This window comes from Streptomyces sp. MspMP-M5 (assembly GCF_000373585.1).
Lineage (GTDB): Bacteria > Actinomycetota > Actinomycetes > Streptomycetales > Streptomycetaceae > Streptomyces.
In genome coordinates, this window is sequence record NZ_KB891879.1 from 74,460 (window position 1) to 88,928 (window position 14,469).

At 72.1% G+C, this 14,469-nt stretch carries 13 protein-coding genes; 7 read left to right on the plus strand and 6 right to left on the minus strand.

Annotated features, from left to right (window positions below):
• Positions 1-107: 107 nt before the first annotated feature.
• Entirely contained in the window at positions 108-1,007 is a 900-nt protein-coding gene (locus tag B073_RS0109365; protein ID WP_018537827.1) for a helix-turn-helix domain-containing protein, read from the plus strand.
• A 22-nt stretch (positions 1,008-1,029) separates the two neighbouring features.
• On the opposite strand, the gene B073_RS0109370 is transcribed toward B073_RS0109365, so the two are convergent.
• On the minus strand, positions 1,030-1,848 hold the full coding sequence (locus tag B073_RS0109370) for an SAM-dependent methyltransferase (RefSeq protein WP_018537828.1): 819 nt from the start codon (positions 1,846-1,848) through the stop codon (positions 1,030-1,032).
• 234 nt (positions 1,849-2,082) lie between these two features.
• Between B073_RS0109370 and B073_RS0109375 the strand changes: the two genes are divergently transcribed.
• Both B073_RS0109375 and B073_RS0109380 read left to right on the plus strand, forming a co-directional pair.
• Positions 2,083-2,826, plus strand: coding sequence for an ATP-binding cassette domain-containing protein (locus tag B073_RS0109375; RefSeq protein ID WP_018537829.1), 744 nt, complete (start codon positions 2,083-2,085; stop codon positions 2,824-2,826).
• Positions 2,827-2,836: 10 nt separating this feature from the next.
• The gene (locus tag B073_RS0109380) at positions 2,837-3,724 is read left to right on the plus strand and encodes a class I SAM-dependent methyltransferase (protein WP_018537830.1); all 888 of its coding nucleotides are present in this window, start codon (positions 2,837-2,839) and stop codon (positions 3,722-3,724) included.
• A 32-nt stretch (positions 3,725-3,756) separates the two neighbouring features.
• Here the strand turns inward: B073_RS0109380 and B073_RS0109385 are convergent, their stop codons facing one another.
• On the minus strand, positions 3,757-4,191 hold the full coding sequence (locus B073_RS0109385; protein ID WP_018537831.1) for a DUF6314 family protein: 435 nt from the start codon (positions 4,189-4,191) through the stop codon (positions 3,757-3,759).
• A 198-nt stretch (positions 4,192-4,389) separates the two neighbouring features.
• On the opposite strand from B073_RS0109385, the gene B073_RS0109390 reads away from it, so the two are divergent.
• The 3 genes from B073_RS0109390 to B073_RS0109400 all read left to right on the plus strand — a co-directional run bounded on the left by B073_RS0109390 (position 4,390) and on the right by B073_RS0109400 (position 9,101).
• Positions 4,390-5,859: an aldehyde dehydrogenase family protein gene (locus tag B073_RS0109390; RefSeq protein ID WP_018537832.1), complete on the plus strand. Its 1,470-nt coding sequence runs from the start codon at positions 4,390-4,392 to the stop codon at positions 5,857-5,859.
• Positions 5,856-7,451, plus strand: a complete 1,596-nt coding sequence (locus tag B073_RS0109395) for an amino acid permease (RefSeq protein WP_018537833.1) — start codon at positions 5,856-5,858, stop codon at positions 7,449-7,451. The genes B073_RS0109390 and B073_RS0109395 overlap by 4 nt, the downstream gene beginning before the upstream one ends.
• Before the next feature lie 78 nt (positions 7,452-7,529).
• Positions 7,530-9,101 carry a GMC family oxidoreductase gene (locus B073_RS0109400; protein WP_018537834.1) on the plus strand — a complete coding sequence of 524 codons (1,572 nt, stop codon included), beginning with the start codon at positions 7,530-7,532 and terminating at the stop codon, positions 9,099-9,101.
• 47 nt (positions 9,102-9,148) lie between these two features.
• On the opposite strand, the gene B073_RS0109405 is transcribed toward B073_RS0109400, so the two are convergent.
• A complete protein-coding gene (locus tag B073_RS0109405) occupies positions 9,149-10,297 on the minus strand; it encodes a HoxN/HupN/NixA family nickel/cobalt transporter (RefSeq protein ID WP_234025032.1) in 1,149 nt (382 codons plus the stop codon).
• Between the two features lie 259 nt (positions 10,298-10,556).
• Positions 10,557-11,030: a MarR family winged helix-turn-helix transcriptional regulator gene (locus tag B073_RS0109410; protein ID WP_018537836.1), complete on the minus strand. Its 474-nt coding sequence runs from the start codon at positions 11,028-11,030 to the stop codon at positions 10,557-10,559.
• Positions 11,031-11,205: 175 nt separating this feature from the next.
• Here B073_RS0109410 and B073_RS0109415 point away from each other — a divergent pair, with 175 nt between their 5' ends.
• Positions 11,206-12,096, plus strand: a complete 891-nt coding sequence (locus B073_RS0109415; RefSeq protein ID WP_018537837.1) for an MBL fold metallo-hydrolase — start codon at positions 11,206-11,208, stop codon at positions 12,094-12,096.
• A 138-nt stretch (positions 12,097-12,234) separates the two neighbouring features.
• Here B073_RS0109415 and argJ read toward each other — a convergent pair whose 3' ends face one another.
• On the minus strand, positions 12,235-13,389 hold the full coding sequence (argJ, locus tag B073_RS0109420; protein ID WP_037811288.1) for a bifunctional glutamate N-acetyltransferase/amino-acid acetyltransferase ArgJ: 1,155 nt from the start codon (positions 13,387-13,389) through the stop codon (positions 12,235-12,237).
• 136 nt (positions 13,390-13,525) lie between these two features.
• Entirely contained in the window at positions 13,526-14,437 is a 912-nt protein-coding gene (locus B073_RS0109425) for a LysR family transcriptional regulator (RefSeq protein ID WP_018537839.1), read from the minus strand.
• Positions 14,438-14,469: the final 32 nt, after the last annotated feature.

Genomic DNA, 14,469 nt, shown 5'->3' on the forward strand with positions numbered 1-14,469 from the left:
CGGAAGCAATAACTGAGGCATATGTCGGCCGGATAGTCGGCGTAGGTGTACGCCCCCACGGCGCGATGGGACACTGGGCATCGGCCCGACCACTCAGGGGAGTCAGCATGAGCGCCGCGCAGCCGAGCAGCGACCCGTCCCTGCGCCGCTATCTCGACCATCCACGCGGCGGCCCGACCATCCTGCGCATCGTGCTGGGCACTCAGCTGCGCCGGCTGCGGGAGGCCGCCGGCATCACCCGCGAGGCCGCCGGGGACGCCATCCGCGCCTCGCACGCCAAGATCAGCCGCCTGGAACTGGGCCGGGTGAGCTGCAAGGAGCGCGATGTCGCCGACCTGCTGACGCTCTACGGCGTCACCGACAGCGCGGCCCGCGCCACCTACCTCGCGCTCGCCCGCCGGACCGGCAAGCCCGGCTGGTGGCACCAGTACAACGACGTGCTGCCCAGCTGGTTCGAGACCCACCTCGGCCTGGAGTCGGCCGCCTCCGTCATCCGCACCTACGAAGTCCAGTTCGTTCCGGGGCTGTTGCAGACGGCGGACTACGCGCGGGCGGTGGCTCGACTGGGCAACCCGCGGGCCACTCCGGAGGAGACCGAACAGCGGGTCGCGCTGCGGATGGAGCGCCAGCGGCTGCTGACGCTCAGCGACCCGCCCCGGCTGTGGGCCATCGTCGACGAGGCGTGCCTGCGCCGCCCGCTGGGCGGTCCGGAGGTGATGGCCGGTCAGGTCAAGCATCTGCTGGAGATGGCGCGGCTGCCCAACATCACCCTCCAGGTGGCACCGTTCGCCCTCGGCGGTCTCGCCGCGGCCGGCGGACCGGTCACCATCCTCCGCTTCCTGGAGCCCGATCTCCCCGACGTCGTCTACCTGGAGCAGCTGACCAGCGCGCTCTATCTGGACAAGCGCACCGACGTCGACCACTACCTGGCGGTGATGGACCGGCTCAGCGCCCAGGCCGAGTCGCCACGCAACTCGATCGCGATGCTGGAGCGCCTGCTGGGCTGAACCGGCCGCGGTACGGGGCACGTCAGGGCTTGCGCGCCACGCCCCCGTACTCGATCCACTCCTGCGTCAGCTGCCTGGGGCCGGCGTCGGACGGGTCCGGCCGCCAGGTGGAGACCTCCACCAGTCCCGGCTCCTGGATCTCCAACCCGTCCAGGAACGCCCTCAGTTCGTGCTGTTGCCGCACCCGGCCCCAGTGTCCCTGTGTGCTCACCCGCATGAACTCGGTGACGAAGTCCCGCGTCGCGGCGTCCTCACTCACCAGCTGACACACCACCAGAAAGCTGCCGGGCGCGAGCCGTTCGGCGACCCGGCGCACCAGGGCGGCCGGGTCGTCGGCGTCCGGGATGCAGTGCAGTACGGAGACGAACAGCGCGGCGACCGGCTTGTCGAGGTCGATCAGCCGCCGCACCTCCGGGCTGTCGAAGATCCCGTCGGTGTCCCGCATGTCGGCCTGGATGACGGCGGTGTTCTCGTTCTCCTCCAGCAGCGCCCGGCCGTGCGCCAGCACGATCGGGTCGTTGTCGACGTACACCACCCGGGACGCCGGGTCGACGTGCTGGGCGACCTGGTGGACGTTGTCCTGGGTCGGCAGCCCGGAGCCGTGGTCGACGAACTGCCGGATGCCCTGCTCGCGGGCCAACCAGCGGACCACCCGGCGAAGGAAGCGCCGGTTGTTGACGGCCAGCACCCGGGTGCTCGGGACGACCTTGCTCAGCTCCTCGCACGCCTCGCGGTCCACCGCGTAGTTGTCCTTGCCGCCGAGGTAGTAGTCGTACATCCGCGCGACGCTCGGGACGGTCACGTCGACGGTGCCGGCCAGCGGCCGGATTTCTTGGCTCATTCCCCACTCTTCCCGTCGGATTGCGGTGCGGGCAACGGTACGGCCCCGGCCGGTGATGGCCAACTGGCCCGGAGGGGCGGGCAGTCGGAGCGGTGTGCGCGGCGGCGCGGGCCGCGCGCTCCGCGCTCGGCCAGGCGTTCTCATCGGCCTCTCACGGTGCGCTCATGGGCCGGTCACACGGGGTGCCTACGGTGGGCGCGAGGCCGCGGTCCGGCGGCCGGAGGAGAGGGCACCGTGTACCACCTGACCGGCGTGACGAAGCACTACCGACGCGGTGGCGAGCCGGTGCGGGCCCTGGACGGCATCGACTTCTCGGTGGCGGACGGCACCGCGCTCGCCGTCCAGGGGCCGCCCGGCGCGGGCCGTTCGACGTTGCTGCGGATCCTCGGCGGGCTGGAGCGGCCGACCGGCGGCAGCGTGCTGCTCGACGGTACGGATCTGGCCACCGTCACCGCGTCCCGGCTCGGCCGGATCCGGGCCGAGTCGATCGGACTGCTGGGGCCGGACGGCGGCTTCCGGCCCCAGCCGGTCACGGGGCTGACCGTGCGAGAGGGCGTGGCCGCCGCGCTGGCCCCGCTGCGGCTGCGGCCCGCCGACCGCTGGGAGCTGGCCGGGGAGGCGCTGGCGGAGGTAGGGCTGGCCGGCCGGGGCGAGCTGCTGCCGGCGGAGCTGGACCCGTACGCGCGGCGGCGGGCGGCGCTCGCCCGGGCGCTGGTCAAGCGGCCCACGGTGCTCCTCGCGGACCGGCCGACCGAGGGTCTGCCGCCGGCGGCCCGGGCCGACTTCACGGAGCTGCTGGTGCGTGTGTGGGGCGCGCACCGGCTCACCTGCGTCGTCGCCACGGACGACGAGGCACTGGCCGGGCGGGCGACGCGGCGGCTGGTGCTCGCCGGGGGCCGGATGGCCGCCGCGGGCCCGGTGGCCGGTTCCGGTCGGAGCGGGGCGGACGCGTGGTGTCCGCCCCGGGCGGGGCGGTAGAAGAGGGGGCATGACCACAGAGCAGAGCGAGTCCACGGACCGCGCACCACTCGGCCCGCCCGGCGTCGAGGAGATGGTGCGCGCCAACGAGGCCAACTGGGACGCCCGCACCCCGGTCCATGTGGCCAGTGCGTTCTACGGCCTGGACGGGACGCGGCGGCCCGACGACTGGTTCGCCCCGTTCGAATGGGCCGACCTGGGGGAGCTGGCCGGGCTCGATGTGCTGCATCTGCAGTGCCATCTGGGCACCGAGACGGCCGCGTTCGCCGACCGGGGCGCGCGGGCGGTGGGACTGGACTTCTCCGCCGAGGCGGTGGCGCAGGCGCGTCGGCTGGCGGCGGAGACGGGCCGGGAGATGGAATTCGTCCGCTCGGACGTCTACCAGGCCGTGGCCGCGCTCGGCGACCGCCGGTTCGACGTGATCTACACCGGCAAGGGCGCGGTCTGCTATCTGCCGGACCTCACCGCCTGGGCCGAGACGGTGGCCACGCTGCTGCGCCCGGGCGGCACGTTCTATCTGGTGGAGTTCCATCCCCTGCTGAACGCGTTGGGCCCGACGCCGCCCACCGACCCGGACACCCCGCCGCTGCTGCTCCGCCACGACTATCTGGCGGGCCGGGGCGCCCTGCGCAGCGACACCCCCACCACCTACACCGACGGCCCGCCGCTCCAGGGCGCCACGACGAGCTACGAGTGGCGGCACGGCGTCGGCGAGGTCGTCGACGCACTGCTCGGGGCCGGGCTGAGTCTGCAGGGCATCCGGGAGACCGAGGTGCTGCCGTGGCCGCGCTTCCCGTCGATGGTGCCGGACGCCGACGGCTGGTGGCGGCTGCCCGACTCGGAGCCGATCATTCCGCTGCTGTACGCGGTGCGGGCGGTGAAGCCGGCGCAGCCGTAGCCGGATGATGCGGGAGTGCGGGTGCGCCGGTGTCAGCCGGTGCGGCGGTAGACCGAGCGCAGGAGCTGGTCCTTGGCCGGGCCGGTGACCCGCCACTCCAGGTGCCAGCGGTCCGCGCCGACGGCGGTGAAAGTGCCCTCGTAGCGGTCCGCGGCACAGGGGTGGAGGGCGGTCCAGCGGCCGGTCCGCAGGTCCAGGTCGTGGAAGGGGCGGCCGTCGGCGAAGGTGACCGCGGCGGTGCCGTCGGAACGCGGCCGCAGCCGCAGGGTGCGGGTCGCCGGGTGCACCGCGCCGTCCCAGGTCAGTTCGCCCTCCTCGGTGTGGCACAGCGCCCCGTCGGGGCCGTCCGGCCGGAAGTCCGCGGTGCCCCGGAAGCTGCCCGCGCGGGCGGCCCGCAGGTCGTGGACGGCGCGTTCGACGTGCCAGCGGCCGGCGAGATACGCGGCGGCGTCGGGGACCAGGTGCATGCCCCCATTGTCGGGCAGCGCCCGGGGCTCACCCCATCGGCCCCGCGGTGCACCCCGCCCGCGCGCCCCGGCGCCGCGCGCCGTGCGGTCCCCCGGCACCCGACTTACGCTCGGTACCGAGATCACCACCGAGTGAGATCGCCGAGCGAGCCACCCCCCGCCGGAGACGAGACCGGGACGAGACCGAAAGGCCCACCCATGCCGGAGCTGTTCATCGGCGGTCAGTGGACCGCAGCGGCCGACGGGCAGGTGCGGGAGATCCGCTGCCCGGCGGACGGCACGCTGGTCGCGACGGTCGACGAGGGCGGCCCCAAGGACGCGGCGGCGGCCGTCACCGCGGCCCGGCTGGCCTTCGACGACGGTGCGTGGCCGCGCACCCCCGCCGCCGAGCGCGGCCGGGTGGTGCTCCGCGTCGCCGAGCTGCTGGAGCGGGACCGGGACGCGCTGGCCCGGGCCGAGTCGCTGGACACCGGCAAGCGGCTGGTGGAGAGCGGCTACGACATGGACGACATCGCCGGCTGCTTCCGCTACTTCGGCAACCTCGGGGCGGCCGGCGGCACCGACCGGGTGGTGGACGCCGGCGCGCCCGAGGCCGACAGCACGGTGCGGCACGAGCCGGTCGGCGTCTGCGCGCTGATCACGCCGTGGAACTACCCACTGCTGCAGACCGCCTGGAAGGTCGCGCCGGCGCTGGTCGCCGGGAACACCTTCGTACTGAAGCCGAGCGAGCTGACCCCGCACACCGCGATCCACCTGATGCGGCTGCTGGCGGAGGCCGGGGTGCCGGACGGGGCGGCCAACCTCGTCCTGGGCGCCGGTCCATCGGTGGGGGCGCCGCTGACGGAGGATCCGCGGGTGGACATGGTCTCGTTCACCGGCGGGCTGGTCACCGGCCGCCGCATCATGGCCGCGGCGGCGCCCACGGTGAAGAAGATCGCCCTCGAACTGGGCGGCAAGAACCCCAACATCGTCTTCGCGGACGCCGACTTCGACACCGCCGTCGACTACGCGCTGACCGCGATCTTCCTGCACTCCGGGCAGGTCTGCTCGGCGGGCGCCCGGCTGCTGGTCCAGGACGCGCTGCACGACCGCTTCGTGGACGAGGTGGTGGCCCGCGCCCGACGCATCCCGCTCGGCGGCCCGTTCGACGAGCGGGCCCGCACCGGCCCGCTGATCTCCGCCGCGCACCGGGAGAAGGTCGCGGCGTACGTGACGGCGGGGCTGGCGGAGGGCGCGGTGCTGCGCTGCGGCGGTGCGCCCCCCGACGACCCGGAGCTGGCGGACGGCTTCTACTACCTGCCGACGGTGCTGGACGAGTGCACCCCGGACATGTCGGTGGTGCGCGACGAGTCGTTCGGGCCGGTGCTGACGGTGGAGCGGTTCCGCGACGAGGACGAGGCGGTGTCGCTGGCCAACGACACGGTGTACGGGCTGGCGGGGGCGGTGTGGACGCAGGACGGCGAGCGGGCGCACCGGGTGGCGGGCCGGCTGCGGGCCGGCACGGTGTGGATCAACGACTTCCATCCGTATGTGCCGCAGGCCGAGTGGGGCGGGATGAAGCAGTCCGGCATCGGCCGGGAGCTGGGGCCGGCCGGGCTGGCGGAGTACCAGGAGGCCAAGCACATCTGGCGGAACACCGCGCCGCGTCCGCAGAGGTGGTTCGAGTGACGCCTTCCGGTTCCGGCCCCTCAGGTCCCGCCGGCCCCGCCGCGGGCGGTCCCGCCGACGACGGCGAGCATGAGGACGGGGCGCTGGCCGAGCTCGGCTACAAGCCCGAACTCAAGCGCACCCTCGGCAACTTCCACACCTTCGCCGCCGGCATCAGTTACATCTCCATCCTCACCGGCACCTTCCAGCTGTTCTACTTCGGGGTGAGCCACGGCGGTCCGGCCTACTGGTGGTCCTGGCCGATGGTCTTCTGCGGCCAGCTGATGGTCGCGCTGTGCTTCTGCGAGCTGGCCTGCCGCTATCCGGTGGCCGGGTCGATCTACAACTGGGCGAAGCAGCTGGGCGGTCCGCACGTGGGCTGGCTCGGGGGCTGGATGATGCTCACCGCGTCCATGGTCTCGCTGGCCGCGGTGGCGCTGGCCTACCAGGTGACGCTGCCGCAGATCTCGTCGTTCTTCCAGGTCATCGGGACCGGCACGGGCCAGACCGACGCGGCCGCCAACGCCGTCCTGCTGGGCAGCGTCCTGATCGCCTTCACCACCCTGGTCAACGCGTTCGGCGTGAAGCTGATGGCGCGGATCAACTCGGCGGGCGTGGCCATCGAGCTGATCGCCGCGATCGTGCTGATCCTGCTGCTGGCCGCGCACACCGCCCGCGGCCCGGCCACCGCGCTCACCGACACCTTCGGCAAGGGCCAGGGCGAGAGCCTGGGCTACCTCGGCGCGTTCCTGACCGCCTCGCTCGCCTCCGCGTACGTCATGTACGGCTTCGACACCGCCTCCTCGCTGGGCGAGGAGTCCAAGGACCCGGCCCGTAACGCACCCCGGGCGATCCTGCGGGCGCTGATCGCGTCGTTCCTCATCGGCGGGCTGATCCTGCTGTTCGCGCTGCTGGCCGTCCCCGATCTGCACGACAAGCGGCTCTCGGTGGACGGCCTCCAGTACGTCGTCCTGGCCACCCTCGGGTCGACGGTCGGGCAGATCGTCCTGTGGTGCGTGGTCATCGCGATCACCGTCTGCGAACTGGCGGTGCACACCGCCGCCATCCGGCTGGCGTTCGCGATGGCCCGGGACAACAACCTCCCGGCGTCCTCGAAGCTGGCCCGGGTCAGCCCGCGGTTCCAGACGCCGGTGGTGCCCGCGGTGGTGATCGGGCTGGTCGGGATCGCGGTCCTGCTGATCAACGTCAACCAGCCGCAGATCTTCTCGGTGATCACCAGCATCGCGATCATCATGATCTACCTGGCGTATCTGATGGTGACGCTGCCGATGCTGGTGCAGCGGCTGCGCGGCACATGGACGACGCGGCAGGGCGCCTTCTCGCTGGGGAGGTTCGGTCTGCCGGTGAACGTCCTGGCGGTGCTGTGGGGGCTGGCGATGTCCGTCAACCTCGCCTGGCCGCGCGCCGCGGTCTACAACGCCACCGGCCCGCAGCACTGGTATCTGCGCTGGGGCGCCTTCCTCTTCATCGGCGTGGTGGCGCTCGGCGGCTTCGCCTACTACTGGTTCGTCCAGCGGCACCGCACCGGCGTACTGGCCTCGCACGCCGCGGCGGAGGCGGACTCCGGCGACGCCACCACCCCCGCGCCCTGACCCCGCCGCGAACATCCCGTTCCACCATGTCCGTTCCGCCCGTCCCGTTCCGCCCCGCCCCGACCTGGAGACAAGGCCATGTCCGACGCAACGCCCGTGCAGCAGACCGATTCCTTCGACTACGTGGTAGTCGGCGGCGGTACGGCCGGCGCGGTGGTGGCCGCCCGGCTCAGCGAGGACCCGTCCGTCACGGTCTGCCTGCTGGAGGCCGGCCCCTCGGACGTCGGGGACGAGAACATCCTGCGGCTGGACCGCTGGATGGGGCTGCTGGCGTCCGGCTACGACTGGGACTACCCGGTCGAGCCGCAGGAGAACGGCAACAGCTTCCTGCGGCACGCCCGCGCCAAGGTCCTCGGCGGCTGCTCCTCGCACAACTCCTGTATCGCCTTCTGGGCGCCGGCCGAGGACCTCGACGAGTGGGCGGCGCTGGGCTGCACGGGCTGGAGCGCGGCCGAGTGCTTCCCGCTCTTCCAGCGGCTGGAGAGCAATGACGCGCCCGGCGACCACCACGGCCGCTCCGGGCCGGTCACCCTGCGCAGTGTCCCGCCCAAGGACCCGTGCGGGGCGGCGCTGCTCCGGGCGTGCGCCGCGGTGGACATCCCCACCACCCCGTTCAACACCGGTACGACCGTGGTCCGCGGGGCGAACTGGTTCCAGATCAACTGCCGCCCGGACGGCACCCGTTCCTCCGCCTCGGTCTCCTATCTGCACCCGGTGATGGGCCGCCGGCGGAACCTCGACGTCCGCACCGGGGTGCAGGCCAGACAGCTGAACTTCGACGGCGACCGGCGGTGCACCGGCGTGGACTACCTCTCCCCCGACCTGATCCACACCCGCACCGTCACCGCCCGCCGCGAGGTGATCGTCTCCTGCGGCGCCATCGACTCCCCCAAGCTGCTGATGCTCTCCGGCATCGGCCCGGCCGACCATCTGCGCGCCCTGGGCATCGCGCCGCTGGTGGACGCGCCGGGCGTCGGCGCCAACCTCCAGGACCACCCGGAGGGCGTCATCATGTGGGACGCCGCGCAGCCGATGGTGGACACCTCCACCCAGTGGTGGGAGATCGGCATCTTCTACGACACCGAACCGGCCCTGGACCGGCCGGACCTGATGTTCCACTACGGCCAGGTGCCGTTCGACATGAACACCTACCGCCGCGGCTACCCGACGTCCGAGAACGCCTTCTGCCTCACCCCGAACGTCACCCGCGCCCGCTCGCACGGCACGGTCCGGCTGCGCACCCGCGACTTCCGCGACAAGCCCATGGTGGACCCGCGCTACTTCACCCACGAGCACGACGTCCGGGTGATGACCTACGGTCTCCGGCTGGCCCGCGACATCGTCGCCCAGGCCCCGATGGCCGAGTGGGCGGGCGCGGAGCTGGCCCCCGGCCCGGACGTGCGCACCGACGCCGACCTGCTGGAGTACATCCGCACCACCCACAACACCGTCTACCACCCGGCGTGCACCGTCGCGATGGGCGCCGCCGACGACCTGGCGACCCCGCTGGACCCGCAGCTGCGGGTGAAGGGCACGACCGGGCTGCGGGTGGCGGACGGCTCGGCGATGCCGTTCCTGACCGCGGTCAACCCGTGCATCACCACGATGATGATCGGCGAGAAGTGCGCGGACCTGATCCGGGCTGAGTGATCCTCGGGGAGCGCCGGAGCCGCTCGGCGCACCCCGAGGACCGGCACTCAGTCGGCGGCGGGCTGCTCCGCCGGGCGGACGTGCGCCGTCCACTTCTCCTCGATACGGCCGAGCTTCCACACCACGAGCGCCACGATCCAGGTGAGGAAGAACATCCCGACGATGGCGAAGCCGATGACGTTCAGGTCCAGGCCACCGACCCAGTCCCAGAAGGCGCCGTGCAGGCCGAGCTTGTCGGCGAGCAGGCCGAGCAGCTCCACCGTCCCGATGATCAGGGCCACGGCGACCGAGAGGCCGGTGATGGTGAGGTTGTAGTAGACCTTGCGGACCGGCTTGGAGAAGGCCCAGCCGTAGGCGAAGTTCATGAACGAGCCGTCGATGGTGTCCAGCAGGCTCATCCCGGCGGCGAACAGCACCGGCAGGCAGAGGATGGCGTACCAGGGCAGCCCGGAGGCGGCGCCGGAGCCGGCCAGCACCAGCAGCGCGATCTCGGTGGCGGTGTCGAAGCCGAGGCCGAAGAGCAGGCCGAGCGGGTACATCTGCCAGGGCTTGGTGATCGACTTCATGACGCGGCCGAGCAGGCGGTTCATCAGGCCGCGCTTGTTCAGCTGCTCCTCCAGTGCGGCCTCGTCGAAGTCGCCGGCCCGCATCCGCCGGAAGACCCCCCAGATCCCGACCAGGATCACGATGTTGATCGCGGCGATGACGTAGAGGAAGACGCCCGAGACGGTGGTGCCGATCAGGCCGGTCACCGCGTGCAGTTGGGAGTTGTCGTCCTGGACCGGGCCGGCGAGCGCCTTGACGCCGAGCGAGAGCAGGAACGCCAACCCGAAGACGATGCTGGAGTGCCCCAGCGAGAACCAGAAGCCGACCGAGAGCGGCCGCTGCCCCTCGTGCATCAGCTTCCGGGTGGTGTTGTCGATGGCGGCGATGTGGTCGGCGTCGAAGGCATGCCGCATGCCGAGGGTGTACGCGGTCACCCCGATGCCGATGCCGAAGCTCTTGGTGCCGAGGCTGTAGTGCTCCGGCGCCACGATCGCCACCAGGGTGAACCAGCCGATCACATGCAGCGCGAGAATGAACCCGGCCATACCGGCCATCCGCCCCCACTCGGCGCGGGTCATCGACCGCGCGATCCGCTGCCGGCGCGACGGCGGGGCCTGACCGGCCAGGGTCGGGGAGGGGGACGTAGGCATGCGTGACACTGCTTTCTTCCGTTCCGCCCCGACCTCTACCGGGGCACCTCCCCAACGTTCCTGCTGGTTGGTTTTACTTGCAACCAATGTGCAGTAAAGCTCGCGGCTGATCTCTTCAGAAAACGGGACAAGATCGACAGGGGCCGACAGCGCCGCCACGATGGAGACCACCGGCTACACCGCCCAGGAGCCGGCGCCGGCCGCCCCTGCCGGGGAAACCCGTGGCCGCCCCACCCGGCGGCCACCGCGGTCACCGCGGTCACCCGCGCGCCGGTCGCTCCGCCCCCGCGGGCCGCGCCATGGCCCGCTCCAACAGCCGCTGCAGCTGGCCCTGTTCCTCCTGGCTCAGCCCGGCGAGCGGGGAGCCCTCACCAAGGAGCGCGAGCAGCCGCTCCCGCAGCTCGACGCCCTCCGGGGTGAGGACGAGTTGCTTGGCGCGGCGGTCGCCGGGGTGCGGCCGACGCTCGATCAGCTGCTGCTTTTCGAGCTTGTCCACGACGAACGTCGCATTGGAGGGCTCGCAGCTCATCCGCTCGGCAAGCTCCCGCATCGTCATCGGCGCGCTCAGTTCGCGCAGGGCGGTGGCCTGGGGCGCGGTGAGCCCCAGGGTGACCGCGCGCCGACGGATGTGGTCGGAGATCTGCGCGGCGAGCCCGTTCACCAGCCCGCACACCTGGCGGTCCGCGCGAGCCTGCGCCTCCGGGTCGGGCATCGTCTCCGGGTCGGTCGTCATGAACCCATCGTAGCAAGTACACCTAGCCTAAACATTCCGAGCTTGAATGATTCAAGCTTGATGCTTATGGTTGCGGCACGGCCCCGCTCCGAGCTGGCACCGGAACCCGCCACCCTGACCGGGATGCCTCAACACCCCCTGCCCACCTCGCCTTTCGCAAGAAGGAAGAGCAACCATGAGCACCGCCGCACCCAGTATCGACGCACGCCTGACCCGCCCCGCCACCCTCCGCTCGCTCCCACTCGGCGACCTCACCGTGTCGTACGTCCCCGACGGCGGCGTACCGCTGTCCCCACGCGGCTGGCTGCCCGCCACCACCGACGAGACCTGGGCCGCGCATTCCGAATACCTGGACGCCACGGGGAATCTGGCGGCGGGCGTGGGCGGCCTCCTGGTGGAGCAGGGCGAGCGCGCCCTGTTGATCGACACCGGCATCGGCCCGCGGTCACTGCCGGCCGCCCCCGGCGAGCCCCGCGGCACCGTGCACGGCGGCGCCCTGCTCGACAACCTCGCCACCCTCGGCCGCGCACCGGCCGACATCGAAGCGGTGGCGTTCACCCATCTCCACATCGACCACCTCGGCTGGGCCTGGCAGCCCTCTCCCGGCAGCGACCGCCCGGCCTTCGCACACGCCCCCTACCTGGTCGCCGAACCGGAATGGACCCACCGCAACCTCCTTGAAGCACACGGCACCGGCCCGGAGGTGCTGGCCGCCCTGGCCCCGTACGTCCGGACCATCGCCGACGGCGAAGAGATCTTCCCCGGCGTACGGGTGCGCTTCCTGCCCGGCCACACTCCCGGGCACGCCGTCTACGACATCACCTCGGGCGGACGGCGCCTGATCGCCTTCGGTGACGCCCTGCACTCGCCGATCCAGATCGGCCACCCGGAGTGGTCCGCCGCACCCGACCACGACCCCGACGAGGCCGCCGACATCCGCCGCCGACTGGTCGCCGAACTCCAGGAGCCGCACACCATCGGCTTCGGCATCCACTTCGCCGACGTGGTGTTCGGGGAGGTCCGTCGGGGCTCGGACGGACCAGCCTGGCACCCACTCGATGCCTGACTCACCCGCTCAACGCCCAACTCACCCCCTCGACGTCCGAGCCCCCCCTTGCAGCCACCGCCGACGACGCGGCAGTCGCGGCGCGGCCGCGGCCAGGGGCGACCGACCCCCGCCCCCGGACCGGCCGAGCAGACCAGGTCAGGACGTGTAATCCGCATTGATCCGGACGTACTCGGCGGACAGATCGCAGCCGAACACGGTCGCCTCGCCATCCCCCAGACCAAGCGTGACGGCGATCTCGACCTCACTGCGCCGCATGGTGTCGGCGAGCGCGTCGAGTACGTCCGCGGTCGGCTCGGCCGGATAGACCTCGATGTCACCGAACGCCACCGTGACATCGGCCGGCACGATGTCACGGTCCTCGGTGTTCTTGCCGATGGCCATCAGGACCCGCCCCCAGTTGGGATCGGCACCGTGCACGGCCGCCTTGACGAGGGGGGAGTTGACGACGCTCTTGGCGATACGTCTGGCCTGCGCCGCATCACGCGCCCGGGAGACGGTGACCCGCAGAAGCTTGGTGGCCCCCTCGCCGTCGCTCGCGAGCTGCCGGGTGAGATCCAGGCACAGGTCGGCGAGGGCCGCGGCGAACTCCGCCGGATCGACCGGGCCGGCGGCACCGTTGGCCAGCACCGCCACGGTGTCGGAGGTGGAGGTGTCGGTGTCGACGCTCAGGCAGTTGAACGTCCGGTCCACGGCCCCCCGGAGCGCGCCGTCCAGGTCCGCCGCCCCGATCCCGGCGTCGGTGACGACATAGGCCAGCATCGTGGCCATGTCGGGCTCCAGCATGCCAACACCCTTGGCGACACCGACGATCCGCGCACCGCCGACCGTGCGGACCGCGGTCTTCGGACGGGTGTCGGTGGTCATCATGGCCCGCGCCACATCCAGCGGCGCCGCGGCGAACGCGCCGGCGCCGCGCCGCGCGGCCCGCTCGAAGTGCTCCCGGATGGCGTCCATGGGCAACGGCCGCCCGATCACGCCGGTGGACCCGATGAGCACCTCGTCGTCCGGGACCCCCAGCAGTCCGGCGACCCTCCCCACCACCTCGGCGGCGTTCTCCGCACCCTGTCGGCCCGTGGCGACATTGGCGTTCTGCGCCAGGGTGACGACGGCGCGCAGCCGCCGCTCGGCGGCGTGCGTCCGGCTCAGGACCACCGCGGGCCCGGCGAAGAGACTCCGGGTGAACATCGCGGCGCTCACGGCCGGCACCTCCGAGGCCACGATCGAGATGTCATCACCCCGCTCCCGCAACCCACCGTGCCCCGTATACGCACGAAACCCCTTGGGCCACACGAGCCCGTCCTCCGCACCACCCACGCCGACACCGGAACCAACGCCAACGCCAACGCCAACGCCAACGGGATTATTATTCGTCATGACGCATACTTTTACATCCACACGGGCCGGGCCGTCGACCGTTTTCCCGTTCTCACTCCACCCCCGGCACCCAACCCGGCAGCCAACTCGGCAGAAACGGACGGCTGGCCACGAACTCACGGAAGGCCAGGGCGGCCGCGGACAGATAGGCGTCCTCGCGCCGCACCAGGCTCAGCACGCGATAACAGTCCGGGGCGTCGATACGCAGCCAGGCACCCAGTGGACTCCGGCTGGCCCGGCGCGACATGGCCGGCACCAGGCCGATCCCCAGGCCGGCACTGATCAAGTCGCCAGTGGCGCCCGGCTCGTCGCCCTCGCAGGAGAGGACCGGCGTGAGCCCCTCCGCCGCAAAGAGCCGATCCAGCAGGGCACGCGACCACGCCCCGGTGCGAGTGGTGACGAACGGCTCATCGGCCAGCTCGGCAATCGTCACGCTCTCCCGGCCGACGAGCCGGTGCCCGAGCGGTACGGCCAGGAGCACCTCCTCGCGCGCCAGCTCGACGGCGTGCAGATCCGGTCCGGCCAGTGACTGCGAGGCGATACAGAAGTCGACCTCACGGGCGCGCAGTTGGCGCCCCATCTCCTCCGCGGTCGACTGGAAGAGCCGCACGTCGGCCCGGGGATGAGCGGCGCGGAAGCCGGCCAGCAGGCCGGTGAGCGTCAACAGTGTCTCGGCTGCGACCGAGACCCGGCCGAAGACCTGGTCGCGGGCGTCCCGCACCGCGCGCCGCCCGTCGTCGAGTTCGCTCAGCGCCCGCTCGACATGACGCAGGAACGTCGCACCGTACTGATTGAGCCGGATCCGCCGCCCCTGCCTGTCGAAGAGCGGTGCGCCCAGCTCCGCTTCGAGCCGGGCGATGGCGCGACTCAGCGACGGCTGGGCGACCCGCAACTCCTCGGCGGCCCGGCTGACATGCTCGTAACGGGCCACGACCTGGAAATACCGCAACTGCAACAGATCCAACGCCCACCCCTCCCCACACGACGCCAACGACG

Coding starts and splice junctions, on each gene's coding strand:
- B073_RS0109365 (WP_018537827.1), top strand. CDS start 108: ATGAGCGCCGCGCAGCCGAGCAGCGACCCGTCCCTGCGCCGCTATCTC.
- B073_RS0109370 (WP_018537828.1), bottom strand. CDS start 1,848: ATGAGCCAAGAAATCCGGCCGCTGGCCGGCACCGTCGACGTGACCGTC.
- B073_RS0109380 (WP_018537830.1), top strand. CDS start 2,837: ATGACCACAGAGCAGAGCGAGTCCACGGACCGCGCACCACTCGGCCCG.
- B073_RS0109385 (WP_018537831.1), bottom strand. CDS start 4,191: ATGCACCTGGTCCCCGACGCCGCCGCGTATCTCGCCGGCCGCTGGCAC.
- B073_RS0109390 (WP_018537832.1), top strand. CDS start 4,390: ATGCCGGAGCTGTTCATCGGCGGTCAGTGGACCGCAGCGGCCGACGGG.
- B073_RS0109400 (WP_018537834.1), top strand. CDS start 7,530: ATGTCCGACGCAACGCCCGTGCAGCAGACCGATTCCTTCGACTACGTG.
- B073_RS0109405 (WP_234025032.1), bottom strand. CDS start 10,297: ATGCCTACGTCCCCCTCCCCGACCCTGGCCGGTCAGGCCCCGCCGTCG.
- B073_RS0109410 (WP_018537836.1), bottom strand. CDS start 11,030: ATGACGACCGACCCGGAGACGATGCCCGACCCGGAGGCGCAGGCTCGC.
- B073_RS0109415 (WP_018537837.1), top strand. CDS start 11,206: ATGAGCACCGCCGCACCCAGTATCGACGCACGCCTGACCCGCCCCGCC.